The organism is uncultured Methylibium sp., from assembly GCF_902826655.1.
Classification (GTDB): Bacteria; Pseudomonadota; Gammaproteobacteria; order Burkholderiales; family Burkholderiaceae_C; genus Methylibium.
The window spans coordinates 1-17,755 of the sequence record NZ_CADEFR010000024.1 but is presented as its reverse complement, the minus strand read 5'-3'; the positions used below and the strand labels follow the sequence as shown (position 1 = coordinate 17,755).

Annotated in this window: 11 protein-coding genes; 6 read left to right on the top strand and 5 right to left on the bottom strand. The window is 69.4% G+C overall.

All coding sequences use genetic code 11. From position 1 onward, the window contains the following. Positions 1–26: 26 nt before the first annotated feature. From QZV97_RS11570 to QZV97_RS11555, 4 genes are all read right to left on the bottom strand, one after another. Positions 27–2,075, bottom strand: coding sequence for a M3 family metallopeptidase (locus tag QZV97_RS11570; protein WP_295642029.1), 2,049 nt, complete (start codon positions 2,073–2,075; stop codon positions 27–29). Between the two features lie 35 nt (positions 2,076–2,110). Continuing rightward, complete coding sequence (gene folD, locus QZV97_RS11565; protein ID WP_295642028.1) at positions 2,111–2,962, bottom strand: bifunctional methylenetetrahydrofolate dehydrogenase/methenyltetrahydrofolate cyclohydrolase FolD; 852 nt, start codon at positions 2,960–2,962, stop codon at positions 2,111–2,113. 83 nt (positions 2,963–3,045) lie between these two features. After that, entirely contained in the window at positions 3,046–3,669 is a 624-nt protein-coding gene (locus tag QZV97_RS11560) for a response regulator transcription factor (protein WP_295642026.1), read from the bottom strand. A gap of 9 nt (positions 3,670–3,678) precedes the next feature. Beyond that, on the bottom strand, positions 3,679–6,225 hold the full coding sequence (locus QZV97_RS11555) for a PAS domain-containing sensor histidine kinase (RefSeq protein WP_295642024.1): 2,547 nt from the start codon (positions 6,223–6,225) through the stop codon (positions 3,679–3,681). 175 nt (positions 6,226–6,400) lie between these two features. Here QZV97_RS11555 and aceE point away from each other — a divergent pair, with 175 nt between their 5' ends. The 6 genes from aceE to QZV97_RS11525 all read left to right on the top strand — a co-directional run bounded on the left by aceE (position 6,401) and on the right by QZV97_RS11525 (position 17,144). After that, positions 6,401–9,139, top strand: a complete 2,739-nt coding sequence (aceE, locus tag QZV97_RS11550; RefSeq protein WP_295642022.1) for a pyruvate dehydrogenase (acetyl-transferring), homodimeric type — start codon at positions 6,401–6,403, stop codon at positions 9,137–9,139. Positions 9,140–9,187: 48 nt separating this feature from the next. Beyond that, positions 9,188–10,843: a dihydrolipoyllysine-residue acetyltransferase gene (aceF, locus tag QZV97_RS11545; RefSeq protein WP_295642020.1), complete on the top strand. Its 1,656-nt coding sequence runs from the start codon at positions 9,188–9,190 to the stop codon at positions 10,841–10,843. A 10-nt stretch (positions 10,844–10,853) separates the two neighbouring features. After that, entirely contained in the window at positions 10,854–12,608 is a 1,755-nt protein-coding gene (gene lpdA, locus QZV97_RS11540) for a dihydrolipoyl dehydrogenase (RefSeq protein ID WP_295642018.1), read from the top strand. Between the two features lie 28 nt (positions 12,609–12,636). After that, the gene (locus QZV97_RS11535) at positions 12,637–14,058 is read left to right on the top strand and encodes an FAD/NAD(P)-binding protein (protein WP_295642016.1); all 1,422 of its coding nucleotides are present in this window, start codon (positions 12,637–12,639) and stop codon (positions 14,056–14,058) included. A 143-nt stretch (positions 14,059–14,201) separates the two neighbouring features. After that, the gene (locus QZV97_RS11530) at positions 14,202–16,484 is read left to right on the top strand and encodes a TonB-dependent receptor (protein ID WP_295642014.1); all 2,283 of its coding nucleotides are present in this window, start codon (positions 14,202–14,204) and stop codon (positions 16,482–16,484) included. A gap of 111 nt (positions 16,485–16,595) precedes the next feature. After that, positions 16,596–17,144, top strand: a complete 549-nt coding sequence (locus tag QZV97_RS11525) for a cytochrome b (RefSeq protein WP_295642011.1) — start codon at positions 16,596–16,598, stop codon at positions 17,142–17,144. 45 nt (positions 17,145–17,189) lie between these two features. Here the strand turns inward: QZV97_RS11525 and QZV97_RS11520 are convergent. Next, positions 17,190–17,755 (bottom strand): sodium/proton-translocating pyrophosphatase (locus tag QZV97_RS11520; protein WP_295642009.1); only part of this gene is annotated, 566 nt, incomplete at its 5' end.

Here is a 17,755-nt window from a genome sequence, read left to right as displayed (position 1 = left end):
GTCCCCCAAGTGTGAAGCACAGGCTGTCAGTCTGCCATGCCCTGGTGGCGCAGCAGGGCGTCGATGCGCGGCTCGCGGCCGCGGAAGGCCTTGAAGCTCTCGATCGCCGGGCGGCTGCCGCCGGCTTCCAGGATGGCCTCGCGGTAGCGGCGGCCCACGGCGGGATTGAACACGCCTTCCTCTTCGAAGGCCGCGTAGGCGTCGGCGCTCAGCACCTCGGCCCACTTGTAGCTGTAGTAGCCGGCCGCATAGCCGCCCGCGAAGATGTGCGAGAAGCTGTGCTGGAAGCGGTTGAAGGCCGGCGGCTGCAGCACCGCGATCTCGCGGCGCACCGCGTCGATCGAGCGCTGGATGTCGATCGCCGCCGCCGGCTCGGCGTGGATGCGCATGTCGAACAGCGCGAACTCGACCTGGCGCAGCGTCTGCAAGCCGCTCTGGAAGTTGCGCGCGGCGAGCATCTTGTCGAACAGCGCGCGCGGCAGCGGCTCGCCGCTGTCGACGTGTGCCGTCATGTGGCGCACGACCTCCCACTCCCAGCAGAAGTTCTCCATGAACTGGCTCGGCAACTCGACCGCGTCCCACTCGACGCCGGAGATGCCGGCCACGCCGATCTCGTCCACCTGGGTCAGCATGTGGTGCAGGCCGTGGCCGAACTCGTGGAACAGGGTCGTCACGTCGTCGTGCGACAGCAGCGCGGGCTTGCCGTTGACGGGCGCTGCGAAGTTGCAGACCAGCTGGGCCACCGGCGTCTGCAGCCCGCCCTCGGGCCGGGCCCAGCGCCCGCGCACGTCGTCCATCCAGGCGCCGGGGCGCTTGCCGGGGCGCGCGTACGGGTCGAGGTAGAACTGGCCGACGAGCTGGCGGGCGCCGTCAGGCCCCTGCGGGTCCGTGCGGTCGATGCGGAAGAAGCGCACGCTTTCGTTCCATACCGGCGCGCTGTCGGGGCGGATCGCCACCTCGAACAGGGTCTCGATGATCCTGAACAGGCCGGCCAGCACCTTGGGCTCGGTGAAGTACTGCTTCACCTCGGTGTCGCTGAAGGCGTAGCGCGCCTCCTTGAGCTTTTCGGATGCGTAGGCGATGTCCCAGGCCTGCAGGTCCGTGAGACCGAGCTCGCTGCGGGCGAAGTCGCGCAGCTCGGCGAGGTCGCGCTCGGCGTGCGGCCGGGCGCGGCGGGCCAGGTCGCGCAGGAAGGTCTCGACCTGCTGCGGCGAGTCGGCCATCTTGGGCACCAGCGAGACCTCGGCGAAGCTGGCGTAGCCGAGCAGCCGGGCTTCCTCCTCGCGCAGGGCCAGGATCTCGCGCATCACCGTGCTGTTGTCGCGCTCGGCCGGGCCGGCCTCGGAGGCGCGGGTGACGTGGGCGCGGTAGAGGCGCTCGCGCAGGCCGCGGTCCTGCGCGTACTGCATCACCGGCAGGTAGACGGGCATGTGCAGGGTCAGCTTGTGGCCGCTCGCCAGGCCGTCGGCGGCCGCAGCGGCGCGCGTGGCGGCATTGACGTCGTCGGGGACGCCCGCCAGTTCCGCCTCGGTGGCGACGTGGCTCCAGGCATCGGTGGCGTCGAGCACGTGCTCGGAGAAGGCCTGGCCCAGCTCGGCCTGGCGCGCCTGGATGGCGGCGAAGCGCTCCTTGCCCGCGCCCTGCAGTTCGGCGCCCGACAGCACGAAGTCGCGCATGGCGTTGGACAAGGCCTTGCGGCGCGCGGCATTCAGCGCCTCGGCCTGCGAGCCACCGGCGATGGCCTTGTACTTGGCGTAGAGCCGCTCGTCGGCGCCGAGCTGGGTGTAGAAGTCGGTGACCTTGGGCAGGGCCTCGGTGTAGGCGGCGCGCAGCTCGGGCGTGTCGGCGACGGCGTTGAGGTGGCTCACGGCGCCCCAGGCGCGGCCCAGGCGTTCGGTGGCGACATCGAGCACCGCCGACAGCGCGTCGTAGTCGGCCGGGACCGCGGGGCCGGTGGCCTTGTCGAGCGCGGCCTGGGCTTCGGCCAGCAGCGCATCGATCGCCGGGGCGACGTGGGCCGGGCGGATGGCGTCGAAGCGCGGCAGGGCCGCGGAGTCGAGGAGGGGATTGCTCATGGTCGTGACCGGTGTCCGGGATGTCTGTGACAGTGTCAGGCCGCGTTGCGTTCCGCGGATTCGATCGTGTTCATCAGCAGCATAGTGATCGTCATCGGGCCGACGCCGCCCGGCACCGGCGTCAGGTGGCCGGCCACCTTGGCGACCCCGGCATGGTCGACGTCGCCGCACAGGCGCCCGTGCTCGTCGCGGTTCATGCCGACATCGATGACGACCGCGCCGGGCTTGACCATGTCCGCCGTCAACACGTTGCGCTTGCCGACCGCGGCGACCACGATGTCGGCCTGCCGCGTATGAAAGCCCAGATCGGCGGTCGCGCTGTGACAGATGGTGACGGTGGCGCTGGCTTGCAACAGCAGCATCGCCATCGGCTTGCCGACGATGTTGCTGCGGCCGATCACGACCGCGTGCTTGCCCTTGGGGTCGCAGCCGATCGACTCGAGCATCTTCATGCAGCCGTAGGGCGTGCAGGGCCTGAAGCCGGGCTGGCCGACCATCAGCGCGCCGGCGCTCGCGACGTGGAAGCCGTCGACATCCTTGGCCGGCGCGATCGTCTCGATCACGCGATGCGCGTCGATGTGGCCCGGCAGCGGCAGCTGGACCAGGATGCCGTGGATCGCGGCATCGGCGTTGAGCGCCTTGATGCGGGCCAGCAACTCGGCCTCGGTCATCGCGGCGGGGTAGTGCTCGAGCACCGAGTGCAGGCCGTTGTCGTGGCAGGCCTTGACCTTGTTGCGCACGTAGACCTGGGAGGCGGGGTTCTCGCCGACCAGGATCACCGCGAGGCCGGGGGTGATACCCCGCTCGCGCAGCAGGGCGGCGCGCTCGGCCACCTCGTGGCGCAGATGGCGGGAGAGGGCGTTGCCGTCGATGGTCTTGGCGGTCATGCGCGTCCTTGTGTCCTTGCCTCGTCGAAGCGGGCGTCAAAGAAAAGGGCCGCTCGCGGCGGCCCTGGTCGGCAGGATCGGCCTCAGGCCTTGGCCTGGGCCCCGAGCGCGATCTTCAGCAGATCGGCCACGGTGTTGGCGTTGAGCTTCTCCATGATGTTGGCGCGGTGCGCCTCGACCGTCTTGATGCTGATGCCCAGGTCGTCCGCGATCTGCTTGTTGAGACGCCCGGCGACGATGCGCTCGAGCACCTGGGCCTCTCGCGTCGTCAGTCGGCTCAGCAGCGCGTCGCGGCTGGCGGCCTCCTGGTGCTGGCTGAAGGCAGCGCGCGCCTGGTCGAGCATGCGTTCGACGAGGCCGAGCAGCTCTTCTTCCTTGAAGGGCTTCTCGATGAAATCCATCGCGCCCTTCTTCATCGTCGTGACGGCCATCGGCACGTCGCCATGGCCCGTGATGAAGACGACCGGCAACGGGCTCTTGCGCTCGACCAGGCGGTCCTGGAGCTCCAGGCCGCTCATGCCGTCCATGCGGATGTCGGCGATCAGGCAGGCGACCTCGCGCGGGTCGAAGCGCGACAGGAAGGACTCGGCCGAGTCGAAGCACTTGACGCGGTAGTCCTTGCCTTCGAGCAGCCACTGCAGGGAGTCGCGCACGGCTTCGTCGTCATCGACGACGTACACGGTGCCCTTCTTCGGGATGAGGCTCATGCGCGCTCTTTACGAGGTTTCGATCAGCGTGGGACCGGCCGATTCGGCGGCCGGAGCGGCCAGTTCGACCGGCAGGGTGAAGGCGAAGCGACAGCCTGTCACGGCGTTGCCATTGTAGAGGTTCTCGGCACGTATCCGGCCACGGTGCGACTCGATGATCGAGCGGCACAGCGACAGCCCGATGCCCAGACCGTCGGGCTTGGTGGAGAAGAAGGCCTCGTACAGACGGGCCATCACCTCGTCGCGCACGCCGGGGCCGTGGTCGGTGACGCTGAACTCGATGACGCCACCTTCCTCGGGCGTGTGCTTGGGCACGACGCGCAGCTCGATGTGGCGGCGTGACGGCGGCAGGTGGGCGTTGTCGATCGCCTCGGCGGCGTTCTTCAGCAGGTTCAGCAGCACCTGCTCGATCAGGATCGGGTCGACCTGCAGGTCCGGCAGGCGCTGTGCCACGTAGGTGCGGATGTGCACGTTGCGTCGGCGGATCTCGATACCGGCCAGTTCCACCGCGTCCTCGACGATGTCGCGCGCCTTGGCGGCCTGGCGCTGCGGCTCGCTGCGCTTCACGAAGGCGCGGATGCGGTGGATGATCTGCCCGGCGCGTTGCGCCTGGCGCGCGGTCTTCTCCAGCGCGGCGATCAGGTCCGGCTTCTCGATCGCGTCCCCCTTGACCCGCGAGACCATGCCGTTGCAGTAGTTCGTGATCGCGGTGAGCGGCTGGTTCAACTCGTGGGCGACGCTCGAGGCCATCTCGCCCATCGTCACCAGGCGGCTCGTGACCTGGGCCTTCTCGGCCTGGTGCGAGGCCAGCTCCTCGGCGCGCCGGCGCGCGGTGATGTCGGTGGCGATCAGCATCTGCGCGAGCCGGCCGTCGGTCCACTGCACGTAGCGCGCCCGCACGTCGAACCACTTCTGCAGCGGTTCGACGAAGACCTCGCGGGCATCGCCGGCCGCCTCGGTCAGCTCCTGCGTGGGCAGTCCGCCGAAGTTGTCGACGCTCTCATCGGCCTCGCGCAGCGCGGCCAGGTTCTCCTCGGCACCTGCCAGTTGCGCGTGGCCGCGCGAGTCGGCACCGAACCACAGGCGGTAGGAGCGATTGGCGAACAGCAGCTCGCCCTGGGCCACGGACAGCACCGACACGGCCGCCTCGAGGCCCTCGAGCACGGTCGTGAAGCGCTCGTGCGACGCCGACAGCTGGTCGCGGATGCGCTTGGCCTCGGTGATGTTGGTCATCGACGTCATCCAGCCGGTCTGGTGGCCCTTGGCGTCGATCAGCGGCGAGACGTACATGCGCGCGTCGAACAGCGTCCCGTCCTTGCGCATCACCTTGACCTCGATGCCGCCGGCCGGGCTGCGGCCCTGCAGTTCCTGCTGCAGCAGGCGCGTGTTCTCCTCCATGCGGTCGGGCGGCCAGTGCGGGAAGGGCGGCAGCCTCCCGATCAGTTCGCTCTCGGCGAAGCCGGTCATCGCGCAGAAGGCCGGGTTGACGTAGCTGATGCGGCCTTCGAGATCCATCGCCCGCATGCCGGTCAGCATGGAGTTCTCCATCGCGCGCCGGAAGTTGGTCTCGGACACCAGCGTGCTCTGCATCTGCGAGCGCCGCCGCATGTGGCGCCACGTGCCGAGCAGCATCCACACGGTCAGGGCCGACAGCGCCACGACCATCCAGAACAGCGTGTTGCCGATCAGGCCGATCGAGGTGCGCCACCCCTGGCCGCGTACCACGAGGCCGTTGCCGGACGGTGCGAGCGCGATCTCGTGGACGATGCCGCTGCGGCGTGTGCTGCCGGGCGGCTCGCGCGAGACGCTGCTGGCGAGCACGCGCTCGTTGCTGTCGAGCAGGCTGATCGCGTGACGGCGCGTCACCTCGGCCGGCACGAAGTAGCGCAACAGCGCCTCCACCGAATACTCCGCGACGACCGTGCCTGCGAACGCGCTGCGATCGACCAGCGGCACGTGGACCTGGAACACGGCCTGTGCCGCGCCGCCCTCGAAGGGTCGCGAGTAGACCGGTTGCCGCAGGTCGCGGGCGGCGGCAAAGGCCCAGGCCGGCTCGGTGACCTGCGAGGGCGAGGCCGTCGTCGTCGAGTTCTCCTGGGGCCATCGCACCGGATCGCCCGGGTGATTGGGCGACATGTGGTGCGCCTTGACGGACTGGTCCGCCGTGAGCCAGCTGACACTGACGATCTCGGGCCGCTCCCGCGCGAAGCTGACCGCCTGGCCCAGGAACTCGTCGAGGTCGATGCTGCGGGTCGCGACCTCGCGCGCCATGCGGACGAGCTGCTCCTGGTTCTCGATCAACCGCAGTCGAATCTGCTGCTGGGCGATCTCGGTGTCGCGCTTGACCGACTCCTGCTCGCGCTCGAATTCCTCGTTGCGCAGATACCAGAAGGCCGTGATGATCGCCGCGAGGAAGAGCAGCACCGACAGCAGCGGCGCGAGCGTGGCGAAGCGATCCTGCCGGGCCGGCGACTGGCGTTTCCACCATGCCCAGAACAGGCGCCGCGGCGGCGAAGCGAGTGGATCGAGGGTGGAGTCGGGCGCGGGGACGGCCATGCGCGGATTATCGAACCCGGCGCGCCGGACTTCGGCCCCGGTCCGGGGGCGAGGATGCGTAGTATCCACAATATGAAATCAAGTCGCGCTATTTGAAATTTTCGAGAGGCTGTGACAGACTTCGAACACCGCACACCGAGGCGCGACGACAGCGCCTGACACCAGGAGACAAGCCATGTCCGCAGTTCCGGAGTCCTTCGGCCGGTCGGCCGCCAACGATGCGAGCGACACCGACAGCCAGGAGACACGCGAGTGGCTGGAGGCCCTCGCCGCAGTCATCGAGAGCGAAGGCCCGTCGCGCGCGCACTTCCTGCTCGAGCGCCTGATCGACGAGGCGCGCCAGGCCGGCATCGACATGCCGTTCTCGGCCACCACGCCCTACGTCAACACGATCTCCGCCGGCCAGGAACAGCACAGTCCCGGCCAGATCGATGTCGAGGAGCGCCTGCGCGCCTACATGCGCTGGAACGCGATGGCGATGGTCGTGAAGGCCAACCGCCTGAACCCGGCCGACGGCGGCGACCTCGGCGGCCACATCTCCAGCTTCGCCTCGCTGGCGACGATGTTCGGCGCCGGGTTCAACCACTTCTGGCATGCCGACGACACCGACAAGGGCGGCAGGCACGGCGGCGACCTGCTCTACATCCAGGGCCACTCGTCGCCCGGCATCTATGCGCGTGCCTTCATGGAAGGACGCATCACCGAGCAGCAACTGCTGAACTTCCGGCAGGAGGTCGACGGCAAGGGCCTGTCGAGCTATCCGCACCCGAAGCTGATGCCCGACTTCTGGCAGTTCCCGACGGTCTCGATGGGCCTGGGGCCGCTGATGGCGATCTACCAGGCGCGCTTCCTGAAGTACCTGCATGCGCGCGGCATCGCCGACACCTCGCAGCGCAAGGTCTGGGTCTTCTGCGGCGACGGCGAGATGGACGAGCCCGAGTCGCTCGGCGCGATCGGCCTCGCGGCGCGGGAGAAGCTCGACAACCTGATCTTCGTCATCAACTGCAACCTGCAGCGCCTCGACGGCCCGGTGCGCGGCAACGGCAAGATCATCCAGGAGCTAGAGGGCGAGTTCCGCGGCTCGGGCTGGAACGTCATCAAGCTGATCTGGGGCAGCTACTGGGACCCGCTGCTTGCGCGCGACAAGGAAGGCCTGCTGCGCAAGGTGATGATGGAGACCATCGACGGCGACTACCAGGCCATGAAGGCCAATGACGGCGCCTTCGTGCGCAAGCACTTCTTCGGCCAGCATCCCAAGTTGCTGGAGATGGTGTCCAAGCTCAGCGACGACGACATCTGGCGCCTGAACCGCGGCGGCCACGACCCGCACAAGGTGCACGCGGCCTACCACGCAGCGGTCCACCACAAAGGCCAGCCGACGGTCCTGCTCATCAAGACCGTCAAGGGCTACGGCATGGGCAAGATCGGCGAAGGCAAGAACACGGCCCACCAGACCAAGAAGCTGGTGGACGAGGACGTGCGGGCCTTCCGCGATCGCTTCAACATCCCGATCCCCGACGACAAGCTGCACGACATCCCGTTCTACAAGCCGGCCGACGACTCGCCGGAGATGCAGTACCTGCATGCGCGCCGGCAGGCCCTGGGCGGCTACCTCCCCAAGCGCCGCACCAAGGCCGACGAGCAGCTCGCCGTGCCGGAGCTGTCGGCCTTCCAGGCGGTGCTGGACGCGACCGCGGAGGGCCGCGAGATCAGCACGACCCAGGCGTACGTGCGCTTCCTGACCACGCTGCTGCGCGACAAGACCCTCGGGCCGCGCACCGTGCCCATCCTGGTGGACGAGGCACGGACCTTCGGCATGGAAGGCCTGTTCCGGCAGATCGGCATCTACAACCCCGCAGGCCAGAACTACACGCCGGTCGACAAGGACCAGGTGATGTACTACCGCGAGGACAAGGCCGGGCAGATCCTGCAGGAAGGCATCAACGAGGCGGGCGGCATGAGCTCGTGGGTCGCCGCGGCGACGTCGTACTCGACGAACAACCGCGTGATGATCCCGTTCTACATCTACTACTCGATGTTCGGTCTGCAGCGCGTGGGCGACCTGTGCTGGGCCGCCGGCGACATGCAGGCGCGCGGCTTCCTGCTCGGCGGCACCTCGGGCCGGACCACGCTCAACGGCGAGGGCCTGCAGCACGAGGACGGCCACAGCCACATCCTCGCGGGCACGATCCCCAACTGCATCAGCTACGACCCGACCTTCGCCCACGAGGTCGCGGTGATCCTGCACGACGGCCTGAAGCGCATGGTCGAGCGCCAGGAGAACGTCTACTACTACATCACCCTGCTCAACGAGAACTACCCGCACCCCGGCCTGAAGCCGGGTACCGAGGCGCAGATCATCAAGGGGATGTACCTGCTGGAAGAGGGCGCGCCGGCGAAGAAGAAGGACGCGCCGCGCGTCAACCTGCTGGGAAGCGGCACCATCCTGCGCGAGTCGATCGCGGCCAAGGCCCTGCTCGAGGCCGACTGGGGCGTGACGGCCAGCGTCTGGAGCTGCCCGAGCTTCAACGAACTGGCGCGCGACGGCCAGGACGCCGAGCGCTGGAACCTGCTGCACCCGACCGAGACGCCGCGCAAGGCCTTCGTGACCGAGCAGCTCGAGCCGCATGCCGGGCCGGTGGTCGCATCGACCGACTACATGAAGGCCTACGCCGAGCAGATCCGGGCCTTCGTGCCGGCCGGTCGCGCCTACAAGGTGCTGGGGACCGACGGCTTCGGCCGCAGCGACTTCCGCACCAAGCTGCGAGAGCACTTCGAGATCAACCGCCACTACATCGTGGTGGCGGCGCTGAAGGCCCTGGCCGACGACGGCAAGCTGCCGGCGACCAAGGCCGCCGAGGCCATCAAGAAGTACGGCATCGACGCGAACAAGCTGAACCCGCTGTACGCCTGAAGCGCGCTCCGGGCGCGGCGCAGAACAGAACGAGAACGGAGACGGAACATGGCGCTCGTGGAAGTGAAGGTGCCCGACATCGGCGACTTCGATCAGGTCGAGGTGATCGAGGTGCTGGTGAAGGCGGGGGATGCGATCAAGGCCGAGCAGAGCCTGATCACGGTCGAGAGCGACAAGGCCTCGATGGAGATCCCGGCCAGCCACGCCGGCACCGTCAGGGAACTGCGCGTCGCGCTCGGTGACAAGGTCCGCGAGGGCTCGGTCGTGCTGCTGCTGGAGACGGCCGGCGCGTCGGCCCCGGCCACGGCGCCGGCGGCCCCAGCCGCTGCCACGGCGCCTGTCGCCGCACCGCCGGTTGCCGCTGCCGCTGCCGCTGCCGCTGCCGCGGCCCCCGCGGGCGGCACGGTCGAAGTCGTCGTCCCGGACATCGGCGACTTCGACGAGGTCGCCGTGATCGAGCTGCTGGCCCGTCCCGGCGAGGACGTGAAGGCCGAGCAGAGCCTGATCACCGTCGAGAGCGACAAGGCCTCGATGGAGATCCCGTCGCCCCAGGCCGGGCGTCTGCAGACGCTGCTGGTGAAGGTTGGCGACAAGGTGTCCAAGGGAACGCCGATCGCGGTGCTGGCCGGAGCGGCAGGTGCGGCGGCTCCTGTGCCCGCACCCGGGCCGGCGCCGGCCGCTGCCGCGCCGGCGCCGGCGCCGCTGGCGAGCCAGCCCGTCGAACGCACGCCGCCGACCGCAGCGCTGCCGGCCCACGAGCCGACGACGCCGAGCGGCCACCTGCCGCACGCCTCTCCTTCCGTGCGCCGCTTCGCGCGCGAGCTGGGTGTGCCGCTGGCCGAGGTCAAGGGCAGCGGCCTGAAGGGACGCATCACGCCCGAGGACGTGCAGAACTTCGTCAAGTCCGTGATGAGCGGCGCGCGCACGGCCGCGCCTGCCGGCAAGGCAGCGACCGCTGCCGGCGGCGGTGGGCTCGACCTGCTGCCCTGGCCCAAGGTCGACTTCACCAAGTTCGGCCCGGTCGAGCGCAAGGACCTGTCGCGCATCAAGAAGATCAGCGGCGCCAACCTGCACCGCAACTGGGTCGTGATCCCGCATGTCACGAACCACGACGACGCCGACATCACCGAGCTCGAGGCCTTCCGCGTGCAGCTCAACAAGGAGAACGAGAAGTCGGGCGTCAAGGTCACGATGCTGGCCTTCCTGATCAAGGCGGCCGTCGCGGCGCTGAAGAAGTTCCCGGAGTTCAATGCGTCGCTGGATGGCGACCAGATCGTCCTCAAGCAGTACTTCCACATCGGTTTTGCGGCCGATACGCCCAACGGCCTGGTCGTGCCGGTGATCAAGGACGCCGACAGGAAGGGCGTGCTCGCGATCAGCAAGGAAATGAACGAACTCGCGGCCAAGGCGCGCGACGGCAAGCTGGGGCCCGCCGACATGAGCGGCGGCTGCTTCAGCATCAGCTCGCTCGGCGGCATCGGCGGCACCTACTTCACGCCGATCATCAATGCGCCCGAGGTGTCGATCCTGGGCGTCTGCAAGAGCGCGACGCGCCCGGTGTGGGACGGCAAGCAGTTCGCGCCGAGGCTGATCCTGCCGTTGTCGCTGAGCTGGGACCACCGCGTGATCGACGGCGCGGCGGCGGCTCGCTTCAACGCCTACCTGGGTCAGATCCTGGCGGACTTCCGCCGCGTGTTGCTGTAGGGGGCCGGCGATGGCGATCATCGACATCAAGGTTCCGGACATCGGCGACTTCAAGGACGTCGCCGTCATCGAGGTGCTGGTCAAGCCGGGCGACGCGGTCGCGGCGGAGCAGAGCCTGATCACGGTCGAGAGCGACAAGGCCTCGATGGAGATTCCGGCCAGCCACGCGGGCGTCGTCAAGGAGCTCAAGCTCAAGCTCGGCGACACGGTCAACGAAGGCTCGGTGATCCTGACGCTCGAGGCCGCCGGCGCTGCAGCGGCAGCCCCGACGCCCGCGTCGGCACCCGCTGCCACGCCGGTGACCCCCGCGGTCGCGGCGCCGCAGGCGGCCAGCCACACCGGCGGCGCCGACCTCGAGTGCGACATGCTGGTGCTCGGCGCCGGGCCCGGCGGCTACTCGGCGGCCTTCCGCGCGGCCGACCTCGGCATGAAGACCGTGCTGGTCGAGCGCTATCCGACGCTCGGCGGCGTGTGCCTGAACGTCGGCTGCATCCCCTCGAAGGCGCTGCTGCACGTCGCCGCGGTGATGGACGAGGTCTCGCACTTCGACGCGTTGGGGATCAGCTTCGGCAAGCCGCAGGTCGACCTGGGCAAGCTGCTCGCACACAAGAACAAGGTCGTCGGCAAGCTGACCGGGGGCTTGAGCGCGATGGCCAAGATGCGCAAGGTGACGGTGGTTCAGGGCGTCGGCGAATTCGCCGATCCGCACCACCTGAAGGTCACCGCGGCCGACGGCAAGGCGCAGACGATCAGGTTCAGGAACGCGATCATCGCGGCCGGCTCCGAGGCGGTGAAGCTGCCCTTCCTGCCGAAGGACGACCCGCGCATCGTCACCAGCACCGGGGCGCTCGAGCTGCGCCAGCAGCCGAAGAAGATGCTGGTGATCGGCGGCGGCATCATCGGCCTGGAGATGGGCACGGTCTACTCGACGCTGGGCGCCAAGCTCGACGTCGTCGAGATGCTCGACGGCCTGATGCAGGGCGCCGACCGCGACCTGGTCAAGGTCTGGCAGAAGATGAATGCGCCGCGCTTCGACAAGCTGATGCTCAAGACCAAGACCGTCGGTGCCGAGGCGACCAAGGACGGCATCCGCGTGCAGTTCGAGGGACTCGACGGCGCGAAGAGCGAGGGTGTGTACGACCTGGTGCTGCAGGCCGTCGGCCGCACGCCCAACGGCAAGAAGATCGGTGCCGACAAGGCCGGCGTGATCGTTGGCGAGCGGGGTTTCATCCCGGTCGACGTGCAGATGCGGACCAACGTGGCGCACATCTTCGCGATCGGCGACATCGTCGGGCAGCCGATGCTGGCCCACAAGGCGGTGCACGAGGGCCACGTGGCGGCCGAGGTGGCCAGCGGCGACGCCAAGTCGCAGTTCGACGCGCGCGTGATCCCGAGCGTGGCCTACACCGACCCCGAGGTGGCGTGGGTCGGCGTGACCGAGGACGAGGCCAAGGCACGCGGAATGAAGCTGAAGAAGGGCCTGTTCCCGTGGACCGCTTCGGGCCGCGCCATCGCCAATGGCCGCGACGAGGGGTTCACGAAGCTGCTGTTCGACGAGGAGACGCACCGCATCGTCGGCGGCGGCATCGTCGGCACGCATGCCGGCGACATGATCGGCGAGATCGCGCTGGCCATCGAGATGGGTGCGGACGCCGTCGACATCGGCAAGACGATCCACCCGCACCCGACGCTGGGCGAGAGCATCGGCATGGCCGCCGAGGTGGCGCACGGCAGTTGCACCGACCTGCCGCCGGCCCGGCGCTGAGCCTGCCCGCCGGCACCGCGAGACCTTCATGCGATCCGCGAGCACCGACTACCTGATCGTCGGTGCCGGCGCGACCGGTCTGGCCTTCGCCGACACGCTGATCGCCGAGACCGACGCGCATGTCACGATCGTCGACCGGCAGGGCAAGCCCGGCGGTCACTGGAACGACGCCTATCCGTTCGTCACGCTGCACCAGCCGTCGTCGTTCTACGGTGTCGCCTCGCTGGAGATGGGCAGCGGCCTCAAGGACCCGGTCGGGCTGAACCGCGGCCTGTACGAGCTGGCGAGCGGCCCCGAGGTCTGCGGCTATTTCGACCGCGTGATGAACCATCGCCTGCTGGCCAGCGGGCGCGTGAGCTATCACCCGCTGAGCAACCATCTCGGCGGCGGCGAGGTCGAGTCGCTGCTGTCGGGGGCGCGCACGCCGTTCACGGTGCGCCGCAAGATCGTCGATGCGACCTGGTTCACCCCGGCCGTGCCCTCGACGCACGTGCGCGGCTTCGAGGTCGGCGAGGGCGTGCACGTCGTGCCGCCGAACAGCCTGCCGGGGCTGTGGCACCGGTCGCAGGGCGGCATCGTGCCGCGGCGTTTCGTCGTGCTGGGTGCCGGCAAGACCGCGATGGACACCTGCATCTGGCTGCTGCAGTCGGGTGCCGATGCCGACGCGATCACCTGGGTCGTGCCGCGCGACTCGTGGGTGACCAACCGGCTGACGACGCAGAACGCGCCCGAGTTCTTCAACGAGGCCATCGGCGGGCAGGCCGACCAGATGGAGGCGATGGCACAGGCGAGTTCGGCGGACGACCTGTTCCTGCGCCTGGAGGCCTGCGGCGCCATGCTGCGCATCGATCGCGAGCGTCTGCCGACGATGTTCCACTTCGCGACGCTGTCGGAAGCCGAGGTCGAGGTGCTGCGCCGCATCCGGCGCGTGCTGCGCCTCGGCCGCGCGCGCACGCTGGCGGCCGACCACATGGTGCTGGAGCAGGGGCGCGCGGACGTCGAGCCGGGCAGTCTCTACGTCGACTGCACCGCGTCGGCCGTCGGGTTCAGGGCGTCGGAGCCGGTGTTCCAGCCGGACCGCATCGTCGTGCAGCTGTTGCGTGCGCCGCTGGTAGCTTTCAGTGCGGCGCTCACCGCGTGGATCGAGGCTCACCACGACGACGATGCGCTCAAGAATCGCTTGTGCGCGCCGGTGCCGTTCCCGCATGTCGCGGCCGACTACCCGCGCACGGTGGCGGCGGCGCTGGCCAACCAGTTCCACTGGAACCAGGACGAAGTGCTGCGAAAGTGGATCCGCCACTGCCGGCTCGACGCCTTCGGCCGGCTGACGGCCGGCGCCGACAAGCAGGACGCCGACAAGCAGGCGATCCTGGCCCGCCTCAAGGCGTCGGTGCCGGCCGCGATGGCCAACATGCCGCGTCTGATCGCGAACGCCGCGACCCCGGCCTGAGCCGCGCCGCGGCGCTCTCCGTTCAGGACGGGAGAAATTCCCTGGTGGATCTCTCATTCGTTGTCGATGATCAGCCCTCGTTGACAGCTTGATGTCAACTAATCGTCAAGATCTTGACGGTTGGACCACAACGAGAGGATGCGATGAGACAACGCAAGATGCCGCGCCGGGCGCTGCCCGCCGCGGTGGCAGCGGCTTGCCTGGTGGCGACCGGCGCCGTTGCCCAGACTGCCGCGCCGGTGACGGCCCTGCCGCCGGTCACGGTGACCGCGGCCCTGCCCAACCAGCTGGAGGCGGTGCCCGGCTCGAGCGTGGTGGTCGGCTCTCGTCAGCTCGAGGCGGAACGGCCGTACTCGATCCGCGAAGCCCTGCAGGGCGTGCCCGGGCTGCACGTCGTCGGCGAGGACGCCTTCGGCCTGAACCTGAACATCGGCGTGCGCGGCCTCGACCCGCGACGCACCAGCCGCACCCTGCTGCTGGAAGACGGCATGCCGATCCACCTGGCGCCGTACAGCGACCCGACAGCGCACTACCACACACCGCTGGAGCGGCTGTCGCGCATCGAGGTGATCAAGGGCTCGGGCCAGATCGTCCACGGACCGCAGACGGTCGGCGGCGTCATCAACTTCGTCACGCGCGCGGTGCCGCGGGCCTTCGAGGGCAGCGTCGACCTGTCGGTCGGCGACCGGGCCTTCGGACGGGCCGCTGCCAGCGTGGGCAGCGGTGGCGCCTGGGGCGGCTGGCTGGCCGAAGCCGCGATGCGTCGCGGCAACGGCAGCCGCGACGGCAGCCATCACCGCATCCGCGACGTGTCGCTCAAGACCGAGTTCGACCTCGGCACGCAGCAGTCGCTGCGCCTGCGCTTCGGCTACTACGACGAGGACTCGCGCTTCGGCGAGGCCGGCCTCGACCAGGCCCGCTTCGACACCGATCCGTTCCAGAACGCCTTCCGCAACGACGTGTTCGAGCTGGAGCGGCGCAGCCTGCAGGCGGTGCACACCTTCAACTTCTCCGACACCAGTCGCCTGGCTACGCAGGTCTACTACCAGAAGGTCGAGCGCGCGTCGTATCGGCAGCTCGACGCGATCGTCGAGGCCGATGCCGATGGCGTCGAGGCCGAGAAGGAGCGCGAGGGCCTGCGCTACGACGAGGTCGGGGCCGACGGCAGCGGCATCGTCGCCGGCTGTCCGGTCGACGTCGACTACAGCGTGCCCGGCGGCTTCGAGCAGTTCGCGTCGGTCTGCGGCAACCAGATGCGGCCGCGCACCTACGAGTTCTACGGCATCGAGCCGCGCCTCGAGCTGCAGCACGGCCTGTTCGGGCTGCGCAGCGAGCTGGTGGTCGGCCTGCGCCTGCACAAGGAGACGATCAACCGCAAACGCTACAACGGCGCCTTCGCGACGGCGCGCGAGGACTCGCCCGGCACCGGCCTGCGCGACGAGTTCGACATCGAGACCGAGGCGGTCGCGGCCTACGTGCAGAACACCTTCCATGCCGGGCACTGGTCGTTCACGCCCGGACTGCGCTACGAGAACTACCGCCAGAAGAACCGCATCACGCAGGACGAGTTCGCGCCGGTGTCGCCGCCCGCCGAGACCGCGCAGCGTCACACCGAACTGCTGCCCGGCCTGGGCGTGACCTGGTTCGGCTGGCCCGGCACGACGCTGTTCGCCGGCGTCCACCGCGGCATCGCGCCGCCGCGACCCGACGCCAACCTGCCGCCCGGCGATGCCGATCTGCAGAAGGTCGACCCCGAGATCAGCACCAACATCGAGATCGGGGCCCGCAGCGCGCCCGCGACCGGAGTGCAGGTCGAGGCGACGCTGTTCCAGATCGACTTCAAGAACCAGATCCTGCCGGGCTATGCCGTCGGGCAGGGCCAGACCTTCGCCAACGCCGGACGCAGCCTGAACCGCGGCGTCGAGCTCGGCGCGCGTGTCGACTTCGGGCGCTTGCAGGGCCGCACGAACAACCCCTACCTGAGCCTGAGCTACACGAACCTGTTCACGGCCCGGTTCGACAGCGACCTGCTGACCCCCGACTTCGCACCGGGCGAGGACGAGACGACGGTGTTCAGCAACGCGCGCGGCAAGCGCTTGCCGTACGCGCCGCGGCAGACGGTGTCGGCGAGTCTCGGCTACGAGCACGGGTCGCTGTGGGACGCGCGCATCGGCGTCAGCCATGTCGGCGAGCAGTACACCGATGCGCTGAACACGCGCGAGGCGGCGGCCGACGGGCAGTCGGGCCTGATCCCGAGCTACACGACGCTGAACGCCTCGGTGAACCTGCGTCTGCCGCAGCAGGGCGCCACGCTCTACCTGAGCGCCACCAACCTGACCGACAAGACCTACCTCGTCAGCCGCGTCAACGGCGCCTTCGCCGGGGCGCCGCGGCAGGTGTTCGTGGGAGCACGCGTCCGCTTCTGAGTCGACCGTCGTGGTTCTGAGTCCGGTCCTGTGAAGGGGGCCGTTTCACCGCGGGCGAGCGATCGTCCGCGGCTTTTCTTGCTTTGCCTTGCCTCGCCGCGAAGGACCGCCATGCCAGACCGCCATCCCGTGACCCGCTACAGCGACCTGTCGATCGCCCTGCACTGGCTGATGCTGGGGCTGATCGCGCTGACCTATGCGTTCACGGAGCTGCGCGTGCTGTTCGAGCGCGGCACGCCGGAGCGCGACTTCATGCGCCAGGCGCACTTCAGCTGCGGACTCACGGTGCTGGGGCTGGCGCTGGTCCGCCTGGTCGCGCGCTGGTTCGGCGGCACACCGGCGATCCACCCGCCGCTCCCGGCGTGGCAGCGGCGGGCGGCGCGGCTGTCGCATGCGCTGCTGTATGCCTTCATGATCGGCATGCCGCTGCTCGCCCTGGCGATGATGGGCCTGCGCGGCGACGAGGTGATCTTCTTCGGCATCGAGCTGCCGCCGCTGCTCGCCGAGGACAAGGACCTCGGCAAGCAGCTGCGCGGCTGGCACGGCGATATCGGGCGTGCCGTCTACGCGCTGATCGCGCTGCATGCCGCGGCGGCGATCTACCACCACCGCATCCGCGGCGACGACACGCTGCGCCACATGCTGCCCGGCCGGCCATGAAGAAGGCCCGCCGAAGCGGGCCTTCCGGTTCACGTCGAGCGGTGTCTACTCGAGCTTGACCTCGACGCGCCGCGCCTCGGCCGCGTCGCCGGCATTCAGCTGCTCGGGCTTCTTCAGCTCGACCTTGTCCTCGGCGACGCCGGCGGCCTTGAGCGCATCGCGCACGGCGAGCGCGCGCTGCTTGGCCAGCTCCTCGTTCTTGGCCGGGTCGCCGGTGGAGTCGTGGAAGCCGCTGACGACGGCCTTCTTGCCGCCGGCCACGCCCTTGGCCACATCGGCCAGGGCCGCGGCCGCGCCATCGGCCACCGCGGCCGAGGCGGTGGCGAAGTAGAACTTCACGACGCCGTTCTCGACCTTGATGCTGGCACCGCCGGCAGCGGCCGGGGCCGCCGCGGTGGTCGTTGCCGCCGCCGGTGCCGCAGCGGGGGCCGCACCGTGCGAGGCCGCACCGCCGGTCACGCCGGGCAGCAGCGGCACGATCAGCAGCGCCACGATGTTGATGATCTTGATCAGCGGGTTGACGGCCGGGCCGGCGGTGTCCTTGTACGGATCGCCGACGGTGTCGCCGGTCACGGCGGCCTTGTGGGCCTCGCTGCCCTTGCCGCCGTGGT

Excerpts from the sequence above, each read along its gene's own strand:
- aceF (WP_295642020.1), top strand. The coding sequence starts at position 9,188 with ATGGCGCTCGTGGAAGTGAAGGTGCCCGACATCGGCGACTTCGATCAG.
- QZV97_RS11555 (WP_295642024.1), bottom strand. The coding sequence starts at position 6,225 with ATGGCCGTCCCCGCGCCCGACTCCACCCTCGATCCACTCGCTTCGCCG.
- folD (WP_295642028.1), bottom strand. The coding sequence starts at position 2,962 with ATGACCGCCAAGACCATCGACGGCAACGCCCTCTCCCGCCATCTGCGC.
- aceE (WP_295642022.1), top strand. The coding sequence starts at position 6,401 with ATGTCCGCAGTTCCGGAGTCCTTCGGCCGGTCGGCCGCCAACGATGCG.
- QZV97_RS11530 (WP_295642014.1), top strand. The coding sequence starts at position 14,202 with ATGAGACAACGCAAGATGCCGCGCCGGGCGCTGCCCGCCGCGGTGGCA.
- QZV97_RS11535 (WP_295642016.1), top strand. The coding sequence starts at position 12,637 with ATGCGATCCGCGAGCACCGACTACCTGATCGTCGGTGCCGGCGCGACC.
- QZV97_RS11525 (WP_295642011.1), top strand. The coding sequence starts at position 16,596 with ATGCCAGACCGCCATCCCGTGACCCGCTACAGCGACCTGTCGATCGCC.
- QZV97_RS11570 (WP_295642029.1), bottom strand. The coding sequence starts at position 2,075 with ATGAGCAATCCCCTCCTCGACTCCGCGGCCCTGCCGCGCTTCGACGCC.
- lpdA (WP_295642018.1), top strand. The coding sequence starts at position 10,854 with ATGGCGATCATCGACATCAAGGTTCCGGACATCGGCGACTTCAAGGAC.
- QZV97_RS11560 (WP_295642026.1), bottom strand. The coding sequence starts at position 3,669 with ATGAGCCTCATCCCGAAGAAGGGCACCGTGTACGTCGTCGATGACGAC.